Below are 18,781 nucleotides of genomic sequence, written 5' to 3'. Positions count from 1 at the left end.
TGGGATCGGGATGGATCAGATTTCCGCACCGCATGCGGCATCGGTCGCATCTGCATTGTGCCGCCGGTTATGTCGGATCGACGACCAGAGCGAAATGCCGATCAGGGTCGCGCCACCAAGGCCGGTGATGACCTCCGGAATGTGGAACATCGTCTGCACGTACATGATGACGGACAGGATGAGGATCGCGTAGAAAGCGCCGTGTTCCAGATAGCGGTATTCGGCGAGCGTTCCCTTTTCCACCAGCATGATCGTCATCGAGCGCACGTACATGGCGCCGATACCGAGGCCGATGGCGATGATGAACAGGTTCTGCGTCAGCGCAAAAGCACCGATGACGCCATCGAAGGAGAAGCTTGCATCGAGCACCTCGAGATAGAGAAACGCACCGAAGCCGCCTTTTGCAGCGCCTTCGAGCACTTCCTGGCTACGATCGAGAATACCGCCGACGACTTCCACCAGCAGGAAGGTCAAAAGACCCCAGATTGCCGCATGGAAAAAGGTGTTGGCCGCAACCGGACCAAGCTCCGGATTGTCGCTGGCGCCGATGATACGAGAGAAGGCCAGCATGACGACCAGCACGAAGGCGATCTCGATACCCTTGACGGAGGAATAGACCGCAGCCTTTTCCTCGATCCAGCGCACCCAGTGCACGTCCTTCTCATGGTCGAAGAAGAAGTTGAGACCGACCATCATCAGGAAGGTACCGCCGAAAGCAGCGATCGGCAGATGGGCGTCACGCATGATTTCTGCATAACGTTCCGGCTGCGTGGCCGCCATGACGAGCGCCGTCCAGGGGCCGACATTGGCGGCAACGACCACGATCAGCAGCGGGAAGACGATACGCATGCCGAAAACGGCTATCAGAATACCCCAGGTCAGGAAGCGATGCTGCCAGACTGGCGTCATCTCTTTCAGCTTGTTGGCGTTGACGATGGCGTTGTCGAAGGAAAGCGAAATTTCCAGCACGGCAAGCACCGCACAAATGAAGAAGATCGTCGCTGTTCCACTGACAGTTCCGGTCATTTCCCAGCCGAGATAGCCGCCAAGGATCAGACCGACGATGGTGACGATAAAAGCCCACTTGAAGTAGGAAAGTGTGGTTTTCTGGGCGGCGCTCATGTCCGGTTACCTCCGGTAACGAGAGCGATTGCGGAACGACGCAGGACGTCGGGCCGCACGCAGAAAGCACGCGCGCGAAGCACATTCAGGTTTTTCATAGTTTTTAATCCGCCGGCCAATTTTTGCAGGCGGTACCGACATCACGAGAGCGCCGTAAAACTCTCGCCAGAGGGGCCCGGCACCTTTGTTTCCTCTGCCCTTGCGAGACATATGATCGCAGGACCTTCTCTTACTCCTCGAAGATCACCTCTTCGTCAAGTCCCGTGATGATTTCGGCGGCGCCATCACGGGTAAACAGAGGAAATGTCTAGTCCGCAGCCAGTATATCCACCTTTTCGCGACCGCGTTTGAGCGTATTTTCACGGAAGAAAATATAAAGGCCGGAAAGAACGATCAGGCCCGCACCGACGACGATACTGGTCTGCGGCACATCACCAAAGAACAGCCAACCAAAGACCACCGCCCAGAGCAGCAATGTGTATTGCAGCGGCGCGACGGTCGCGGCGTCCGCGAGCTTCAGAGCGCGGTTGACCAGCACATGCGCTGCCATGGCGACCACGCCGAGCAGGCCGAGGAAAGCGAGATCGAAACCGGACTGGACCGGCAACCAGCCCGACGGCGTGACGAACACCGCAACGAGGCCCGCAAGCCCCGCACCGATGATCTGCCAGAAAGCGAGCACCGTATCGGGCGTGTTGCGTAGCTGGCGTCCGGACAACATCATGAAGGCGAAGGCGGCGCTGCCGAGAATGGAAAACAGTGCGGCCGAGGTGAGGCTTGCCGAGCTTGGCTGCAAGGCAATGAGAACACCGACGAAACCAATGGCGATGGCCGTCCAGCGACGCCAGCCGACCTTTTCTCCCAGGAGAAACGGCGATAGAGCCGCAACATAAATGGGGGCGGCGAGCCAATAGGTCATCACGTCTGCCAGCGGCAGGGCAGCGACTGCGAAATAGAAACAGAAAAGCTCGGCGGTGGAGAAGAATACGCGCGCCACCTGAAGAGACGGTCGCTCGATTTTCATGAGGCCGGAAAGACCGCCTTTCCACACGATCGGAACCAGGATGACAAGGGCAGCGACGCTGCGGATGAGGATCACCTGCCCCTGGCTGTAGGTCGAAACCAGCCATTTTCCCATAGCGTCGTTCAACGCGAAAAGCAGCATTCCAAGCAGCATGACGGCCACGCCGAGGCCAGTCGGCGAAAGCTTTCGTAATATATTCGGCATGTCAGGTTCCGTTCTCTCCCAATGGCTGCATTGGTCGTTCAGCCAGCCCTCGTTTGTCAAGCCCGAAGCGGGAGGACTCGCGTATTAATAGTACTAATAAATCGGCAATTTCGATGTCACGCGAACATGCGCTTCTCTTCGGCAACGAGTTCCTGGAGAAAATCGACCACCGTGCGCACGCGGACCAACTGACGGGCGGATTCGTGATAGGCCGTCCAATAGGACCGGCTTATGCTCATATGCGGCATGATCCGCAGAAGTTCGGGATATTGTCCGGCAATGTAATTGTGCAGGATGCCGATACCGGCGCCCGAGCGCACCGCCTCGGTCTGACCGGTGGCGCTGGATATTTCAAAGGCGGCGTCCCAGTCGCGCATGATCTCGCCGGTATAGTTCAGAGAAGGCGAGAAGATCAGATCCTCGACGTAGCCGATGCGCCGATGGCGCTTGAGTGTTTCCACATCCGCAGGCGTTCCATATTCGGAGAGATAGGACTTCGATGCGTAAAGCCCCAGCGAATAGTCGGTGAGCTTGGAAAACATCAGCCTACCCTGTTCCGGCCGCTCGATGGTGATGGCGATATCGGCCTCTCGCTGCGACAGGGAAAAGGAGCGCGGCACCGGCACGAGCTGGATTTTCAGGTCGGGATAACGCGCGGTCAGCCGGCCAAGCCGTGGCGCAAGAAAAGAAACCCCGAGACCATCGGGCGCGCCGATGCGCACCGTTCCCGCCACTGCCGTATCGACACGACCGAGATTTGCCTGCGCATTCAGCATTTCGGTTTCCATGCGCTCGGCGGCGCCCAAAAACAGCTGACCTTCTTCGGTCAGTTCGCAACCGTTCGTCCGGCGGATAAATAATTGGGTCTTCAGTGCCTGCTCCAGCGACGTCAATCGTCGCGAAAGCGTTGCGTGGTTGAGTCCGAGCCGTTTCGATGCGGCAAGGATCTGCCCGGAGCGGGCAACGGCGAGGAAGATGCGGACGTCATCCCAATTCATGGTTTGCTGCGCAGCATTATGGGTTCGACATCAAGCAAGGTCAGCGACGTCACCATTCCTGCCACACCCTCTTTGTATTTCAGAAAATGCGGCGTTTGCAGATGCGCTTCATATGCCGCCCGGTCCGCGTAGACTTCGAGGATGCGAATCTTTTCCGGACTGCCTTTAATTGCCACCGCATTTAATGCAAGCACACCAATTTCCAGGCTGACCGAAGCTTCGATCTCTTCTGCAAGCAGTCTGCGATAGGCATCCAGCTGGGTTGGATCGATTTGGATTTCAGCCATCCGCACGACCGGTTCATCGCTCATCAAGCTTCTGACCTTCTGTTGACCGGCGAACGTGTCGGTGTCGGAAATCCACCGCCACCCTCAAAATACTCGCCTTGCTTCAATTTACGCACAACGGTTTCTTATCTGAGTTCATTGATTTGTACAAATTCAAGTGCAATGCTGCACCCATCAAAAAATCGCGGAGGAAAGCCCCATGAGGGAAATCGGCCATTTCATCAACGGCAAGCATGTGTCCGGCACCAGTGGCCGCACATCTAACGTCTACAACCCGGCAACCGGCGAAGTGCAGGCGACTGTCGCGCTTGCCAGCGACGCCGAGCTGCGCGCTGCCGTGGAAAGCGCAAAAGCGGCACAGCCGAAGTGGGCCGCCACCAACCCGCAGCGCCGCGCCCGCGTTTTCTTCAAGTTCGTCGAACTTCTGAACCGCGACATGAATGAACTGGCGGTGCTGCTCTCCAGCGAGCACGGAAAGACCGTCGAAGATTCCAAGGGCGATATCGTGCGCGGCCTCGAAGTCTGCGAATTCGTCTGCGGCATTCCGCATCTGCAGAAGGGTGAGTTCACCGAGGGCGCAGGTCCCGCCATCGACATGTATTCGATCCGCCAGCCGGTCGGCATCGGTGCGGGCATCACGCCGTTCAACTTCCCCGGCATGATCCCAATGTGGATGTTTGCGCCGGCAATCGCCTGCGGCAACGCCTTTATCCTCAAGCCTTCCGAGCGCGATCCGTCCCTGCCGATCCGCCTTGCCGAACTGATGATCGAGGCAGGTCTTCCGGCTGGCATCCTCAACGTCGTCAATGGTGACAAGGGCGCTGTCGACGCCATCCTGACCGATCCGGATATCGGCGCGGTTTCCTTCGTCGGTTCCACGCCGATTGCCCGCTACGTCTACGGTACTGCCGCCATGAACGGCAAGCGCGCACAGTGCTTCGGCGGCGCGAAGAACCACATGATCATCATGCCTGATGCCGATCTCGATCAGGCCGTGAACGCCCTGATGGGCGCCGGTTACGGTTCGGCCGGCGAACGCTGCATGGCCGTGTCGGTTGCGGTTCCGGTTGGCGAAGAAACGGCCAACCGTCTCGTTGAAAAGCTCATCCCGCAGATCGAAGCACTGAAGATCGGCCCCTACACCGACGACAAGGCCGATATGGGCCCGCTCGTTACCAAGGAAGCGCAAACGCGCGTCAAGGGTCTGATCGACAGCGGTGTCGAGCAGGGCGCAAAGCTGCTGGTCGATGGCCGCGACTTCAAGCTCCAGGGTTATGAAGACGGCTATTTCGTCGGTGGCTGCCTGTTCGACCACGTCACCCCTGACATGGACATCTACAAGACGGAAATCTTCGGACCGGTTCTCTCCGTCGTTCGCGCCAAGAACTACGAAGACGCGCTGGAACTGCCGATGAAGCATGAATATGGCAACGGTGTTGCGATCTACACCCGCGACGGCGACGCTGCGCGTGACTTCGCCAGCCGCATCAATATCGGCATGATCGGCATCAACGTTCCGATCCCTGTTCCGCTCGCCTACCACTCCTTCGGCGGCTGGAAGGCCTCGAGCTTCGGCGATCTCAACCAGCACGGAACAGATTCGATCAAGTTCTGGACGAAGACCAAGACGATCACCTCGCGTTGGCCGTCCGGCATCAAATCGGGTGCCGAATTCGTCATGCCGACGATGAAGTAAGCAATGCGTCTCTAAACAATGACCCGGCGGGCGATTGACCCGCCGGTATCCTAACCGGTCACAGGCGTGTAAACGACGTCAATTGGTCGGGCCGTCGTTGAAACCCACTTCGTCCACCAGCTCGGATGCCTGTTTGCGGTGGGCGGCAATATCCGTCAGTGGCAGCTTGTCCGGATTGATGGGGCCGAAGCCCTTCACGACATCGGAAGGCTCCGCGCCGGGCAGCACCGGGTATTCGAAGACCTGCTTGGCATAGATTTCCTGCGCCTCGCGCGATGCCAGGAATTCCATCAGCTTCAGCGCATTGTCCTTGTTGGGTGCGTATTTCGTCAGCGCCATGCCGGAAATATTCACATGCGTTCCGCGATCGCCCGCATTGGGAAAGATCACCCGCACCGATCCCGCCCAAACCTTTTCCTCCGGCTCGCGGTCGTTGGTCAGCATCAGGCCGACATAATAGGTATTGCCTAGCGCGATATCGCATTCGCCGGAAAAGATCGATTTGGCCTGGCTGCGGTCTGTTCCATCAGGCTTGCGGGCAAGATTGTTCTTAAGGCCGGTCAGCCATGTCCGGGTATAATCGACACCATGATGGGCGATCATCGAGGCGATCAGCGCGATATTGTAGGAATGCTGGCCGTCGCGAATGCAGATCTTGCCCTTCCATTTCGGATCGGCAAGCTCTTCATAGGTGATGTCTTTCTGGGTGACCCGCTCCTTTGAGGCATATACCACGCGGCCACGCGTCGTCAGGCCGAACCACTCGCCTTGCGGATCGCGCAGATTGGCCGGGATATCCTTTTCAATGACGGGATCGTTCAGCACCGGCTGTGTGACGCCGCCTTCTTTCGCCTCGACAAGCCGGGCGATATCGACCGTCAACAGCACGTCGGCCGGCGAATTGACGCCTTCTGCCTGAATGCGCTCCACCAGACCCTTGTCGAGGAAGAGAACGTTGGCCTCTATGCCCGTTTCTTTCGTGAAGGCATCGAGCAGCGGCTGGATCAACTCGGGCTGCCGGTAGGAATAGACGTTCACCTCGCCGCCCGCAAAAGCAGCGGGCGCGGCCCAGAGGATCGTCAGACCCGAAAAAACGGCAGCGGAAAAACACGATTTCAAGCTTGCCATTAAGAATGCCTCCATTACATTCAGATTCTTGACTTGTTTGTTCATGAATCATCAAAGCGGTCAACAAGGCTGTCCGAGAAATATCGGATGGCTGCCAGTTTTTTCAGTTTCTGGAATTGTTCTAAACTGAAAAAGAGACTATATAACTCCACATTGAGAGTTAGGAGACCAGCATGCGTTTGACCAAACAGACCAACTATGCCGTTCGCATGTTGATGTATTGCGCCGCAAATGAAGGCAAGTTGAGCCGCATTCCGGAGATCGCCAGGGCTTATGGCGTATCTGAGCTGTTCCTTTTCAAAATTCTGCAGCCGCTCAACAAGGCCGGTCTGGTGGAAACCGTGCGCGGCCGTAACGGCGGCGTGCGTCTTGGTAAACCCGCTGAGAAAATCAGCCTGTTTGACGTGGTGAAGGTGACCGAAGACAGTTTTGCCATGGCGGAATGCTTCGAGGACGGTGCTGTCGAATGTCCGCTTGTGGATAGCTGCGGCCTCAACTCGGCGCTTCGCAAGGCGCTCAATGCCTTCTTCGATGTGCTGGCGGAATATTCCATCGACGATCTCGTCAAGGCGCGGCCGCAGATCAACTTCCTGCTCGGCATCGACACGGAAATGCCAAAGATCGCCGCCTTGCCGGCCGCCTGATCATCCCATTGCCCAAGCAACAATTGCGCTAGCCCGTGTCCGCAGGTCACGGGCTTTTCTTTTATAGAATACTTCGGAAATGCAATATTTTTGGTCGAGCGTGTTGACGCCAGGAGACGAAGCGGCGCATTTGGTCGCGAGCTTTTTTGAAGCAATCAGCCAGCGTCGCAATGATCATCAAGCCTGAATTCCATACATTTGCACTTACCGCGCTCGTCGGCAGCATGGGTGCGCTGCTTGCCAGTCTCCTTAACGTTCCAGCGCCGTTTCTGTCCGGTCCGGCGCTCGCCGTGACGATTACGGGACTGGCGGGCGTGAAGCTTGGGATTCCCGCCTTCATCCGCAATGCCTGTTTCGTTGTGGTCGGCATTTCGATGGGAACGAGCGTAACGCCGTCGGTGATCGATGCCGCGAAGACATGGCCACTGAGCTTCGTCATCGTGCTCGTTGCAGTCGTCATCATGCTGTATGTCGCCTATTGGATCCTGCATTACGGCTTCGGATACGACAGGACGACGGCAATGCTGGGCGCTTCGCCCGGGCACCTCAGCTATATCATCAGCCTCGGCGCCGAGACGAAAAGCGACCTTGCGACCGTCAGCATCGTGCAAAGCGTGCGGGTGCTGGCGCTGACGCTTTCCGTGCCGCTGATTGTTGAATATTTCGATCTCGTCAGCACGGAACCGCTCATCGCCAATCCACCGATGGGCCTGTTCACACTGGCCCTGACCATTGGCGCGTCGCTTGCGATGGGATGGCTGTTCCTTCGCTGGAGATTTCCCGCAGCCCTGCTGCTGGGCGGCGTCGCGGTTTCCATCGGCACCCATATTACCAGCCTTACCGAGGGCGGCGTTCCGAGCTGGCTCAGCCTGCCGGTCTATGTGCTGATCGGCTGTCTCATCGGCACGCGCTTTTCGAATGTGTCGCTGATGGATGTGCGAAAAGGCTTTCTGGCAGGTTTCGTCGTCACCATCGCCGTGATGGTGATCGCCGGAAGTATCGCCTGGATGATTTCCAACATTACAGGCGTTCCGCTCAATGCGGTGATGATCGCCTATTCGCCGGGCGGGCTTGAAACCATGGCGGCGATGGCCGTGATGATGCATGCCGATACCGCCTATGTCGGGTCACATCACGTCTTACGGCTCCTGTTCCTGTCGGTTCTCATGCCGCTGGTCATGGGCAAGGATGCACGCAAGCGGGACGGCGAAATCTAAGCCGGGCCAGCGCCCTCGCCATTCAGGTAAAAAACGCCAATGGCGTTGCAACCATTTGTTCCTCTGGCCGTTCATGTTTCTCCGCAATTGCGGCGGCGATTTTTCGCGTGTTCGACAGGCTGACCCACCGGAGGACTATTCATGAACCGCTTGATGATGTTGACAGGCGCCGGATTTGCGCTTGCCCTTTCTGTTTCCTTCGCTCAGGCGCAGGTGGTGGTGTCGTCTAAGATCGACACGGAGGGTGGCGTTCTCGGCAACATCATCCTTGCCGTGCTGAACAAGAACAATATCGAGACGACGGATCGCATCCAGCTCGGCGCTACCCCGGTCGTCAGAAAAGCGATCACTGCTGGCGAGATCGACATTTATCCGGAATACACAGGCAACGCCGCCTTCTTCTTCTCCAAGGCGGACGACCCGCTCTGGAAAGATGCCGCCAAGGCTTACCAGGAAGCCAAGACACTCGACTATGACGCCAACAAGATCGTCTGGCTGACACCATCGCCCGCAAACAACACCTGGGCGATCGCGCTGCGCAAGGATGTTGCCGACAAGAACAATCTGAAGACGCTTTCAGATTTCGGCAAATACATTGCCGGTGGCGGTGAGGTCGTTCTTGCCGCCTCCTCGGAATTCGTCAATTCCGCAGCCGCCCTGCCAGCATTTCAGACCACCTACGGCTTCACCATGAAGCCGGATCAGCTGATCACGCTTTCCGGTGGCGACACGGCTGCCACTATCGCTGCCGCCGCAAACCAGACGAACAATGCCAATGCTGCCATGGTCTATGGCACCGATGGTGGCATAGCGCCGTCCGGCCTTGTCGTGCTTGAGGACGACAAGCATGTGCAGCCCGTCTACCAGCCCGCGCCGATCATTCGCGAGGAAGTTCTGAAAAAGAACCCCAATATCGAGACATTGCTGAAACCTGTTTTCGAAAAGCTGGATCTGGCAACCTTGCAGGAGCTGAACGCCCGCGTGCAGGTGGGGGGCGAACAGGCCAAGGCAGTTGCGACCGACTTCCTGACAAAGAACGGTTTCCTCAAGTAATTTCCAGAGAACCGTTGGGGCGGGATATCGGAAACGATGTGAGGTTCACCATCCCGTCCGAACCTATGACCCGGGGGAGCGGAATTTGACGAAATGGCCTGACAAGGTAGGCGTGCTGATTTCGTGCCTGCTTCTCTACGCGCTTGCAGCGGCCCCCTTCATGACATTCCGAGCTAACCGGATCATTCAGGGTGAAACGCGCACGATCTTCGAAGCGCTTCCGGTTGCTGCTGCTACCCTCCTCGTCGCCATCATTATTGTCGCCGCCTTCATCGCCTTTTTCCGGTTTCCGGCGCACCTGAAACTCGCCGCTGCGCTGGTCGGTCTCGCGGCACTGGCGATCTTCGTCGGGCAGGCGGCGTCTGCGCTGACACCTGAGGGCAACAGTTTTGCCCGCGTTTCGCCCGCCAGCGGTTTCTGGTTGATGTTTGCAGGGCTTGCATTGCTTGCCGCCGATTGCATTGCACGTCTCCAGCCGAAACCCACTTTGCGGATTTTGCTGTTGCTGGTGGCAACCGGGACGCTTGCGGCGGTACTGACAAGCGGCCTCTGGGACGATCTCTCCATCATCAAGGAATATACCGGCCGGGCAGATATCTTCTGGACCGAAGCACTGCGGCATGTGGAACTTGCCATCGGGTCGCTGGTTGCAGCCACCCTCGCCGGTATCCCGCTCGGCATTCTCTGTTACAAGGTCGAGCGTTTGCGCTCCGGTCTACTGAACGCTCTCAATATCGTCCAGACCATTCCCTCCATCGCGCTTTTCGGCCTTTTGATCGCGCCACTCGGATGGATGGCAGCCAATGTGCCGGGTGCGGCGAAGATCGGCATCGCCGGCATCGGCATGGCGCCGGCCTTCGTGGCGCTATTTCTCTATTCGCTGCTGCCCGTTGTCTCCAATACGGTGGTCGGCCTGTCCGGCGTTTCGCAGGCAGTGCGGGAAGCCGCGCGCGGGCTTGGCATGACGCCTCTGCAAAGGCTGCTGCGGGTGGAGTTTCCACTCGCCATGCCCGTCATCCTCACCGGCATCCGTATCGTGCTGGTGCAGAATATCGGTCTTGCGACCATCGCAGCGCTGATCGGCGGCGGTGGATTTGGCGTTTTCGTGTTTCAGGGCATAGGGCAGACCGCGATGGACCTCGTACTGCTCGGCACCGTGCCGACCGTTCTGCTCGGCTTCGCCGCCGCGATTACGCTCGACGCCCTTATCGACAGCAATCTCTTCAGCGCAGGCGGAAGGCAAAAGGCATGATCGAGATCGACACCATCACGAAACGATATGGCGATACGGTCGTGGTCGACCAGGTCTCCCTGACTGTGGCGCCGCGCACCGTCACCGTCATCGTCGGCACTTCCGGGTCGGGAAAAACCACGCTGCTGCGCATGATAAACCGGCTGGTGGAGCCGACCTCCGGCACTATCCGCATCGACGGAGACGATGTGAGCACCATGCCGGGCTACAAGCTGCGCCGTCAGATCGGCTATGCCATTCAGGGCCATGGGTTGTTTCCGCATCGCACCGTGGCGGAGAATATCGCGACGGTTCCGCAGCTCATCGGCTGGGACCGCAAGCGAATCGATGCGAAAATAGACGCGCTGATGCAGCTCTTCCAGCTGGACCCGGCGCTTTATGCCAACCGCTTTCCGCATGAGCTTTCAGGCGGCCAGCAACAGCGTGTCGGCGTGGCGCGCGCGCTTGCAGCAGAACCGAACATTCTTCTGATGGACGAACCTTTCGGTGCACTGGACCCGGTTATCCGCGCAAAGGCCCAGAACGATCTTCTCGATATCCAGAAGAAGCTCGGTGTCACCATCGTTCTTGTCACGCATGATATGGACGAGGCCTTTCACCTGGCGGATCGTATTGCCGTCATGGACAAGGGCCGTATCGTTCAGGACTGCCCGCCGGCCGAGCTGGTGCTGAAACCGGCAACGAATTTCGTCCGCACCATGATCGGCGAAAACGAGCGCGCCCTGAAACTGTTATCCGTCCTGTCGGTTGCAGACGTCGTGGAGCCGGGAAGCGCTGAAGGCGAACCATTGAATGAACATACCAGCCAGCGCGACGCCCTGTCTGCAATGTTGTGGGCGGGCTGCGATACCTTGCCGGTGCTGAAAGACGATGGCAAACCCGCAGGTATCGTGCGGCGCGATGTTCTGCTCCAGCGGGCTGCCGGAACCCCATGAAAAATGCCGCTTCGTTTTTCGCCCCCGGGCTTCTGGTGCTGGCGCTGATGGCCTTTCTCGCGGCGCCGCAGGTTTTCGCACCGATATTCCGCCCTCTTGTGCAGACCAACGCGCCGGCGATCTACACGCAGGCCAATCTGCTTTCCCTGACACTGTCGCATCTGACCATTGTCGCAATCGCAACGGGGCTGGCCACGCTGGTGGCGGGAGCCCTTGCGGTTCTCGTCACCCGCCCTTTCGGCGCGGATTTTCTGCCGCTATCGCGCAGCATCGTCAATATCGGCCAGACCTTTCCGCCGGTGGCGGTGCTGGCGCTTGCCGTGCCGATGATCGGCTTTGGCGAGAAACCGACGCTCATTGCGCTGTTTCTCTATGCGCTTCTACCGGTTTTCGAAAATACGCTGACAGGGCTGACCACGCTGCCGCCAACTGTAATGGATGCCGCAAAGGGCGCCGGCATGACCGGCTGGCAAAGACTTGTTAAAGTGGAGCTGCCACTTGCCCTTCCGGCGATCCTCGCAGGCATCAGGCTTTCGGCGGTGATCAGCCTTTCGACAGCAACCATCGGTTCTACGGTCGCGGCCCGCACGCTCGGAGAGGTGATCATCGCCGGCCTGCAATCCAACAATCTCGCCTTCATCCTTCAGGGCGGATTGATCGTCGCTGTGCTGGCAATCCTGATCCACGCCAGCTTTTCTGCACTCGAAAAGGCAGCGGCCCGCAAAACCGGGCACTGACAAATGCAAGCTCCTCATTTTTATGTTCCCGACATCCGCCGCGCATGTTAGGGGCTGACCGTCGAAACAGAAACATTCGAGGTTCGGGTGACAAAGGCAATCGTCGTGATGGGAGTGAGCGGCTCTGGCAAGTCCACGGTCGCAGAGGAACTGGCGGAAAAACTGGGCATTGCCTTTATTGAGGGCGACAAGCTTCACCCGAAATCCAATGTCGACAAGATGTCAGAGGGCATTCCGCTGACCGACGAAGATCGCTGGCCCTGGCTCGATCTGATTGGCGCAGAACTGCGCAAGGGAAACGAAAATAACGGTGTCGTCGTTTCCTGCTCGGCGCTGAAGAAAATCTATCGCGACCGCCTTCGCGAGGCTACCGGTGGCCCGCTCGCTTTCGTCTATCTGGACGGCAGCCTGGAACTTCTCAGCAGGCGTATGGGCGAACGCAAGGGCCACTTCATGCCGCTCTCGCTGCTCCAGACCCAGCTTGCCACGCTGGAAGTGCCGACGGGCGAACCCGGCGTCGTAACCGTCAGCATCGACGCCACGCCGGAGGAAATTACCGCAAACGCACTTTCGGGCCTGAAAGCGGTGATTTTTTAAAATCCGAGCCTGTCGCGCAGGCCGTACCACCATGCACCAAGCACGGTCAGCGGCACGCGGAACGTCTTACCGCCTGGGAACGGATAATTCGGCAGGGAACTCCAGACATCGAAACGCTCGGCGTGGCCTGCAACGGCCTCGCCCAATATCTTGCCGAGCAGATGCGTGGTGGTGACACCGTGGCCGCTGTCGCCATGCGAAAAATAGACATTGTCCGACAGTTTGCCCATATGCGGGATGCGCGTCAGCGTCAGCGCGAAATTGCCGCTCCAGGCAAAATCGATCTTCGTCTTTTCCAGTTGCGGGAAAGTCTTCAGCATATTCGGACGGATTACCCCGGTCAGATCCGCCGGATCGCTGCCGCCATAACCGATACCACCGCCATAAAGCAGGCGGTTGTCGGAGGTGCGGCGATAATAATCGAGAATATAATTGGCATCCTCGACGCAATAATTGGCTGGCAGGAGTTGCTCGATCAGATCGGCATCAAGCGGCTCTGTCGCCATGACCTGGCTTGAGACCGGCATCATCCGGTCGCCGATTTCCGGCAGCAGCTTGCCGAGATAGGCATTGCCGCAGACGAGAACATATTTCGCCTTCACGCTGCCCGTCGCCGTGCGCACGACAGGGTTTACGCCCTGCTCCAGCGAAATGACCCTCGAATTTTCGAATATGCGCGCACCGAGACTTTCGGCCGCCGCGGCTTCCCCCTGCACCAGATTGAGCGGATGGATGTGGCCGCCGAAACGGTCGATCATGCCGCCGGCATAACGATCGGTCCGCACGTATTTTCCGACATCGGCTTTGGAGACCATCTCAAGCCCGCCATGGCCGTGTTTTTCCCAATGGGCCTTGTGGGCCTCCATCTCGCGAATCTGTTTCGTCGTGAAGGCCGCAAAGAAACCGCCATCGACGAGATCGCAATCGATAGCGTATTTCGAAATGCGGCTGCGGATGATCTCCCCGCCTTCCAGCGACATTTCGCCGAGTTTCACCGCCTTGTCGTGGCCGTAACGACTGGCGATTGTTTCGAGGTCGCGGCTATAGCCATTGACGATCTGGCCGCCATTGCGCCCCGAGGCGCCGAAGCCAACCCGCACGCCTTCCAGCACGATAACGGAATAGCCGCGTTCGGAAAGTTCGAGTGCTGCGGAAATGCCGGTAAACCCGCCACCGATGACGCAGACATCCGCTTCCATTGCGCCTTCAAGCGTTGGCCGCACGGATTTGACATTGGCGGAGGCCGCATACCAGGAGGATGTGTGGCCGGGATTGGGAATAGTCGTCACCTCAGCCATCTCACACCGTCCTGATATAGGCGTCATATTCGACGTCGGTTACACGCAGGGAAAATTCGGAAAGTTCCTGCTGTTTGCAGGCAGAAAACAGCGTGCGATAACGCTGGCCAAGCGTCGCATAGGCGAAACTCGAACGCGTGAAACGCTGCAATGCATAATCCCAGTTAGTGGGCAGAGGTTCGTGATTGATGGCGTGGCTGTCGCCGGAAATCGCGCCGCCCGGCTGGCGTTTTTCCTTCATGCCGGCAAGGGCAGCACTCAGGATCATCGCCACAACGAGATAGGGATTGGTATCGGCGCCGGCGACACGATGTTCGATGCGGGTTGCGGCCTTGCTGGCAGTGATAACGCGCACCGCCGCCGAGCGGTTGTCTATGCCCCAGGAGGCATAGGTGGGCGCATGTTCGCTGGGCGTCAGGCGGCGATAGGAATTGGCATGGGGAGCGAAGATCGCCATGCTCTCCCCCATGTTTTCCAGAAGGCCGCCGACCGAATGCATCAGCGCGTCCGATGGGCCGTTTTCCCCGGCGTAGATATTCCTGCCGTCACTATCGAGAACGGAAAAATGCACATGCATGCCATTGCCGGCCTGTAACCCGTACGGCTTCGCCATGAAGGTGGCGTCGAGATCGTGCCGCCGCGCCACACCCTTGACGATGCGTTTCAGGAAGACAGCGAAATCGGCGGCCCGCAACGCGTCCGGCACATGATTGAGGTTGATTTCATATTGGCCGGGCCCGTTTTCCCGCAGCGTCGTATCGGCAAGAACACCCTGCGCCCTGCATGCGGTTGCGATATCATGGAAGACATCCTCGAAATCCTGCAATTCGGAAATCGACAGAACCTGTGTCTGGCCCGTGTGCCACCGGCCTTCGCGGCTATGCGGCGGACGCACCGGATCGAGCGCAGAGCGAACCGGGTCGATCAGGTAAAATTCAAGTTCGGTCGCCACGACCGGCGTGAGGCCGGCCTTTTTGTAGGCTTCCAGCACCCTTGCCAGAACATTGCGCGGATCGCCATAAAACCCGGTTCCATCAGGATTTTTCATCGCGAGCAGGACTTGTGCGGTCGGCCGGCCAAGCCATGTCACCCGAGACAGCGTGCCGGGAACAGGAAAGCAGAACCCGTCCGGATCGCCCGTCCCTTCGGCGAGGCCTGCGGCATGCACATCGCGGCCCCAGATATCCAGCGCATAGACCGAGCGTGGGATCGCCATTCCCTTTTCAAGGACATCGATCGCCCTTTCGCGCGGAATCCATTTGCCGCGCGGCACGCCGTTCGCATCTATGACGAAGGCTTCGAGAATTTCGATATCGGGGTTATCGTCGAAAAATTTCTTTGCTTTTTCAATATCATCCATCATGCACCAGCAGGCCGTTTCTCTTCTGTTTCGCGCGCAGAAGCGCTTCGCTAACGAAAATCGTCCTGCTGTTGATAGATGAGAAACCTCGCCGTCATGATGACGCTTGCCCCTTTTCCCTTTTCATAAGCCCATGTTACGTGGCCCGCCGCGCGAAGGCCAGCGGATTCGGCCATCAGAGCGGGATGGCGAAAAGTGTACACGGTTTTCGCCAGAGATGACTTCAGTTCATCAGGATCTAGGGATTGAACCTTTCGGGTCGATAGGCATCGATGGCGATGACCGGCGTTTCTCCCAGCATGGTTTCCGCCAGCACACGGCCAGTGATGGGCCCAAGTGTGAGGCCGTGATGGGCGTGACCGAACGAGAACCACAATGTCCTGTGGCGCGGCGCCTTGCCGATGATCGGCATCATATCCGGTGTGCAGGGACGCGCGCCCATCCAGGGTTCCGCATCCAGCCTGCCGCCCAGAGGAAAGACGGTGCGGGCGACCCGTTCCGCCCGCTCGATCTGCACGGGGGATTTCGGCGCATCGCGTTCGGCAAATTCCGCGCCGGTCGTCAGGCGGATGCCTTTGCGCATTGGCGCGAGGAAATAACCGCGCTCGGCGTCGATTAGCCAGTTGTTGAGCTTGGTGCCCTCCTGCGGCGCATAGTGCATGTGATAGCCGCGTTTCACGCCGAGCGGAAAGCGGTAACCGAGCCGTTCCGTCACCGTATCCGCCCAGGGGCCTAGTGCGACAACGGCTTGTTCAGCTTCCACCGCCCCGGTCTCGGTGCGTACCGTCCAACCACTTGTCGTCTGGCTGAGCGTGGATGCATCACCCCGGACAAAGGTTCCGCCAAGGCTCTCGAACAGTTTGACATAGGCGAGCGTCAGCGCATGTGGATCGCGCACCGACCATGGATCATTCCATTTCAAACCGCCGACGAACTCGCGGCTGAGATGCGGCTCCGCCGCGGCGAGTTCCGCCCCATCGAGTTTCGTGTGGGAGATGCCGTGGTCGCGCGCCAGACGTTCGGCGAAAGCAAAGTCTGCATCCCGCCTTTCGGCGGTCCTGTAGGCCTCCATCCAACCGTTTTTCACGATTAGATCGCCGGCCTTGGCTTCATCGATCAGGATGCTGTGTTCGGAGACCGAGTGCTCGATCAGCGGCGCGTAGGCGCGGGCAATTGCTGCGTGGCGCGTGGCTGCGGAATTATACCAGTAGCGGCCAAGAAAAGGCGCGATCTTCGGCAGGGCCGAGAGATGATAACGGGCATCGATGCTGTTGTTCAGGGAATAGCGGAGAAGCCGGCTAACTTCCTGCGGGAAGGCGTAGGGAACGACACCCTCTCTCTGGATCAGTCCGGCATTGCCGAAGGACGTTTCCTCACCCGGTCCCCGCCGGTCCACCAGCACCACCGATTTGCCCCTGCGGGCCAGTTGCAAAGCGACGGAGACCCCGATGATCCCCGCCCCCAAAACGATCACATCCGCTGCCATGGCATTCAATCCGTTTGCGTATCTCGTCCGCGCAACATGGGTCGGCATTTTGCGCAAAGCAACAGAAAAATCATCGTCTTAATAGAAACAGCAATGCGCCTGCTACTGGCTCACCGCTTTAGTTTCGACCGCCTCGATATTGAAAGCAGCAGCCAGCAGGGCCTTGGTATATTCCTGTTGCGGATCAGCGAATATCCCCGCTGCCGGGCCGCTCTCCACCACCTTGCCGTTGCGCATGACGATTACGTCGTTGGCAAGCGCTTTAACTACCTTCAGGTCATGACTGATGAAGAGATAGGCGAGTTCGTGGCGGGCCTGAAGATCGCGCAAGAGATCGACCACCTGTGCCTGCACGCTCATGTCGAGCGCCGATGTGGGCTCGTCCAACATGACGAAGCGAGGTTTCAACACCATGGCGCGGGCAATGGCGATACGCTGACGCTGACCACCGGAAAATTCATGCGGATAGCGCCAGCGCGTCTCCGGGTCGAGCCCGACTTCTTCCAGCGCCTGGGCGACGCGGGTATCCCGCTCATCGGCGGAAAGCTGTCGCTCGTGCACCTTCAGACCCTCGGCAACGATTTCGCCCACCGACATGCGTGGGCTGAGCGAACCGTAAGGATCCTGAAACACCACCTGAAGCCGATTTCTGAGCGGCTTCATCATTTCATAGGAATAGCTGTCGATCGACTGACCGATGAAACTGATACGCCCCTCAGACGCTATAAGACGCGATAGGGCGAGACCGAGTGTCGTTTTGCCGGAGCCGGATTCGCCCACGACGCCAACCGTCTGTCCTGCGCGCAGGGTAATATCGATACCGTCAACCGCCTTCACGTGGTCGACCACCTTGCGCATCAGCCCCGCCTTTATCGGGAACCAGACTTTTATGTCGTCGCCCTGCATGACGACAGGTTTGCTGGCATCGGAAAGCGGCGGCTCGCCCTTGGGTTCGGCAGCCAGAAGATGGCGGGTATAGGCATGCTGCGGATCGGTAAACACCTGCTCAACCGTGCCGGTCTCGACGATCTTTCCCTTGGTCATCACGCAGACACGATTGGCAAACTTACGGACAATGCCGAGATCGTGGGTGATGAACAGCATGGACATGCCGTGCCGGTTTTTGAGGTCGCTCAGCAGTTCAAGGATCTGCGCCTGAACGGTTACATCGAGTGCGGTCGTGGGTTCATCGGCGATCAGCAGTTTCGGCCGGTTGGCAAGCGCCATAGCGATCATCACGCGCTGCCGCTGGCCGCCGGACAATTCATGCGGATAGGCCTTCAGGCGCTTTTCCGGCTCGCGGATGCCCACCTGCAATAACAGTTCCAGCGTGCGCGCCCGCGCTTCAGCGCCGGTGATTGCCTGATGCAGTTCCAGAATCTCGCCGATCTGCCGCTCGATGGTATGGAGCGGGTTGAGCGAGGTCATCGGCTCCTGGAAAATCATGGTGATGTCGTTGCCGCGAACAGCGCGCAACGCGCGTTCCGGCAGGGTCAGCATATCCTTGCCGTCGAACAGGATTTTGCCCGAAGGATGGCTCGCCGCCGGATAGGGCAGCAATTTGAGAATGGAGTTCGCCGTGACCGATTTTCCCGAGCCGGATTCCCCGACCAGGGCGACAACTTCGCCCGGCATCAGGTCGAAGGAGACATGATCTACGGCGATGCTGGTCGCTCCACCCTGATGAAAGGCAACGGAGAGATCACGGACGGAGAGAAGCGGCTGGGTCTTTGTTTCCATCAT

At 58.6% G+C, this 18,781-nt stretch carries 17 protein-coding genes; 8 read left to right on the top strand and 9 right to left on the bottom strand.

Annotated elements, in window-relative coordinates; all coding sequences use genetic code 11:
• Window positions 1-15 precede the first annotated feature (15 nt).
• The 4 genes from GH784_RS02380 to GH784_RS02365 form a co-directional block, all read right to left on the bottom strand.
• The gene (locus GH784_RS02380; RefSeq protein ID WP_153793195.1) at window positions 16-1,122 is read right to left on the bottom strand and encodes a DUF475 domain-containing protein; all 1,107 of its coding nucleotides are present in this window, start codon (window positions 1,120-1,122) and stop codon (window positions 16-18) included.
• Window positions 1,123-1,429: 307 nt separating this feature from the next.
• Window positions 1,430-2,350, bottom strand: a complete 921-nt coding sequence (locus tag GH784_RS02375; protein ID WP_003514540.1) for a DMT family transporter — start codon at window positions 2,348-2,350, stop codon at window positions 1,430-1,432.
• 116 nt (window positions 2,351-2,466) lie between these two features.
• On the bottom strand, window positions 2,467-3,348 hold the full coding sequence (locus GH784_RS02370; protein WP_003514539.1) for a LysR family transcriptional regulator: 882 nt from the start codon (window positions 3,346-3,348) through the stop codon (window positions 2,467-2,469).
• Window positions 3,345-3,659 (bottom strand): putative quinol monooxygenase, encoded by a 315-nt coding sequence (locus GH784_RS02365; protein ID WP_065661492.1) that lies wholly within the window; start codon window positions 3,657-3,659, stop codon window positions 3,345-3,347. The genes GH784_RS02370 and GH784_RS02365 overlap by 4 nt, the downstream gene beginning before the upstream one ends.
• A gap of 175 nt (window positions 3,660-3,834) precedes the next feature.
• On the opposite strand from GH784_RS02365, the gene GH784_RS02360 reads away from it, so the two are divergent.
• Window positions 3,835-5,331 (top strand): CoA-acylating methylmalonate-semialdehyde dehydrogenase, encoded by a 1,497-nt coding sequence (locus GH784_RS02360; protein ID WP_003514535.1) that lies wholly within the window; start codon window positions 3,835-3,837, stop codon window positions 5,329-5,331.
• Window positions 5,332-5,409: 78 nt separating this feature from the next.
• Here GH784_RS02360 and GH784_RS02355 read toward each other — a convergent pair whose 3' ends face one another.
• Entirely contained in the window at window positions 5,410-6,459 is a 1,050-nt protein-coding gene (locus GH784_RS02355) for a Fe(3+) ABC transporter substrate-binding protein (protein ID WP_236768911.1), read from the bottom strand.
• Window positions 6,460-6,632: 173 nt separating this feature from the next.
• Here GH784_RS02355 and rirA point away from each other — a divergent pair, with 173 nt between their 5' ends.
• From rirA to GH784_RS02320, 7 genes are all read left to right on the top strand, one after another.
• Window positions 6,633-7,103 (top strand): iron-responsive transcriptional regulator RirA, encoded by a 471-nt coding sequence (gene rirA / locus GH784_RS02350; RefSeq protein ID WP_003514531.1) that lies wholly within the window; start codon window positions 6,633-6,635, stop codon window positions 7,101-7,103.
• Between the two features lie 170 nt (window positions 7,104-7,273).
• Window positions 7,274-8,320, top strand: a complete 1,047-nt coding sequence (locus tag GH784_RS02345; protein ID WP_065703644.1) for an AbrB family transcriptional regulator — start codon at window positions 7,274-7,276, stop codon at window positions 8,318-8,320.
• 141 nt (window positions 8,321-8,461) lie between these two features.
• Window positions 8,462-9,373: a glycine betaine ABC transporter substrate-binding protein OsmF gene (osmF, locus tag GH784_RS02340; RefSeq protein ID WP_013635286.1), complete on the top strand. Its 912-nt coding sequence runs from the start codon at window positions 8,462-8,464 to the stop codon at window positions 9,371-9,373.
• 85 nt (window positions 9,374-9,458) lie between these two features.
• Complete coding sequence (locus GH784_RS02335) at window positions 9,459-10,625, top strand: ABC transporter permease (RefSeq protein ID WP_065703642.1); 1,167 nt, start codon at window positions 9,459-9,461, stop codon at window positions 10,623-10,625.
• The gene (locus GH784_RS02330; protein WP_003514521.1) at window positions 10,622-11,560 is read left to right on the top strand and encodes an ABC transporter ATP-binding protein; all 939 of its coding nucleotides are present in this window, start codon (window positions 10,622-10,624) and stop codon (window positions 11,558-11,560) included. Before GH784_RS02335 ends, GH784_RS02330 begins: the two co-directional genes overlap by 4 nt.
• Entirely contained in the window at window positions 11,557-12,297 is a 741-nt protein-coding gene (locus GH784_RS02325) for an ABC transporter permease (RefSeq protein ID WP_003514520.1), read from the top strand. Before GH784_RS02330 ends, GH784_RS02325 begins: the two co-directional genes overlap by 4 nt.
• 108 nt (window positions 12,298-12,405) lie before the next feature.
• The gene (locus GH784_RS02320; protein ID WP_003514519.1) at window positions 12,406-12,894 is read left to right on the top strand and encodes a gluconokinase; all 489 of its coding nucleotides are present in this window, start codon (window positions 12,406-12,408) and stop codon (window positions 12,892-12,894) included.
• Here the strand turns inward: GH784_RS02320 and GH784_RS02315 are convergent.
• The 4 genes from GH784_RS02315 to GH784_RS02300 form a co-directional block, all read right to left on the bottom strand.
• On the bottom strand, window positions 12,891-14,192 hold the full coding sequence (locus tag GH784_RS02315) for an NAD(P)/FAD-dependent oxidoreductase (protein WP_003514518.1): 1,302 nt from the start codon (window positions 14,190-14,192) through the stop codon (window positions 12,891-12,893). The genes GH784_RS02320 and GH784_RS02315 overlap by 4 nt on opposite strands.
• Before the next feature lies 1 nt (window position 14,193).
• A complete protein-coding gene (locus GH784_RS02310) occupies window positions 14,194-15,555 on the bottom strand; it encodes a glutamine synthetase family protein (protein WP_003514517.1) in 1,362 nt (453 codons plus the stop codon).
• Between the two features lie 235 nt (window positions 15,556-15,790).
• Complete coding sequence (locus GH784_RS02305; RefSeq protein WP_065703640.1) at window positions 15,791-17,038, bottom strand: NAD(P)/FAD-dependent oxidoreductase; 1,248 nt, start codon at window positions 17,036-17,038, stop codon at window positions 15,791-15,793.
• A gap of 102 nt (window positions 17,039-17,140) precedes the next feature.
• Window positions 17,141-18,781 (bottom strand): ABC transporter ATP-binding protein, encoded by a 1,641-nt coding sequence (locus GH784_RS02300; RefSeq protein WP_083211604.1) that lies wholly within the window; start codon window positions 18,779-18,781, stop codon window positions 17,141-17,143.

The organism is Agrobacterium tumefaciens (assembly GCF_009649785.1).
In the GTDB taxonomy this organism is placed as follows: Bacteria; Pseudomonadota; Alphaproteobacteria; order Rhizobiales; family Rhizobiaceae; genus Agrobacterium; species Agrobacterium tumefaciens.
Note: the sequence above shows the minus strand (reverse complement) of the source record. Positions and strands in the feature narration are given on the sequence as shown.

What these genes read in the sequence shown, in the direction of transcription:
- GH784_RS02380 (WP_153793195.1), bottom strand. Translation starts at nt 1,122, where the DNA reads ATGAGCGCCGCCCAGAAAACCACACTTTCCTACTTCAAGTGGGCTTTT.
- GH784_RS02375 (WP_003514540.1), bottom strand. Translation starts at nt 2,350, where the DNA reads ATGCCGAATATATTACGAAAGCTTTCGCCGACTGGCCTCGGCGTGGCC.
- GH784_RS02370 (WP_003514539.1), bottom strand. Translation starts at nt 3,348, where the DNA reads ATGAATTGGGATGACGTCCGCATCTTCCTCGCCGTTGCCCGCTCCGGG.
- GH784_RS02365 (WP_065661492.1), bottom strand. Translation starts at nt 3,659, where the DNA reads ATGAGCGATGAACCGGTCGTGCGGATGGCTGAAATCCAAATCGATCCA.
- GH784_RS02360 (WP_003514535.1), top strand. Translation starts at nt 3,835, where the DNA reads ATGAGGGAAATCGGCCATTTCATCAACGGCAAGCATGTGTCCGGCACC.
- GH784_RS02355 (WP_236768911.1), bottom strand. Translation starts at nt 6,459, where the DNA reads ATGGCAAGCTTGAAATCGTGTTTTTCCGCTGCCGTTTTTTCGGGTCTG.
- rirA (WP_003514531.1), top strand. Translation starts at nt 6,633, where the DNA reads ATGCGTTTGACCAAACAGACCAACTATGCCGTTCGCATGTTGATGTAT.
- GH784_RS02345 (WP_065703644.1), top strand. Translation starts at nt 7,274, where the DNA reads ATGATCATCAAGCCTGAATTCCATACATTTGCACTTACCGCGCTCGTC.
- osmF (WP_013635286.1), top strand. Translation starts at nt 8,462, where the DNA reads ATGAACCGCTTGATGATGTTGACAGGCGCCGGATTTGCGCTTGCCCTT.
- GH784_RS02330 (WP_003514521.1), top strand. Translation starts at nt 10,622, where the DNA reads ATGATCGAGATCGACACCATCACGAAACGATATGGCGATACGGTCGTG.
- GH784_RS02325 (WP_003514520.1), top strand. Translation starts at nt 11,557, where the DNA reads ATGAAAAATGCCGCTTCGTTTTTCGCCCCCGGGCTTCTGGTGCTGGCG.
- GH784_RS02320 (WP_003514519.1), top strand. Translation starts at nt 12,406, where the DNA reads ATGGGAGTGAGCGGCTCTGGCAAGTCCACGGTCGCAGAGGAACTGGCG.
- GH784_RS02315 (WP_003514518.1), bottom strand. Translation starts at nt 14,192, where the DNA reads ATGGCTGAGGTGACGACTATTCCCAATCCCGGCCACACATCCTCCTGG.
- GH784_RS02310 (WP_003514517.1), bottom strand. Translation starts at nt 15,555, where the DNA reads ATGATGGATGATATTGAAAAAGCAAAGAAATTTTTCGACGATAACCCC.
- GH784_RS02305 (WP_065703640.1), bottom strand. Translation starts at nt 17,038, where the DNA reads ATGGCAGCGGATGTGATCGTTTTGGGGGCGGGGATCATCGGGGTCTCC.
- GH784_RS02300 (WP_083211604.1), bottom strand. Translation starts at nt 18,781, where the DNA reads ATGATGGAAACAAAGACCCAGCCGCTTCTCTCCGTCCGTGATCTCTCC.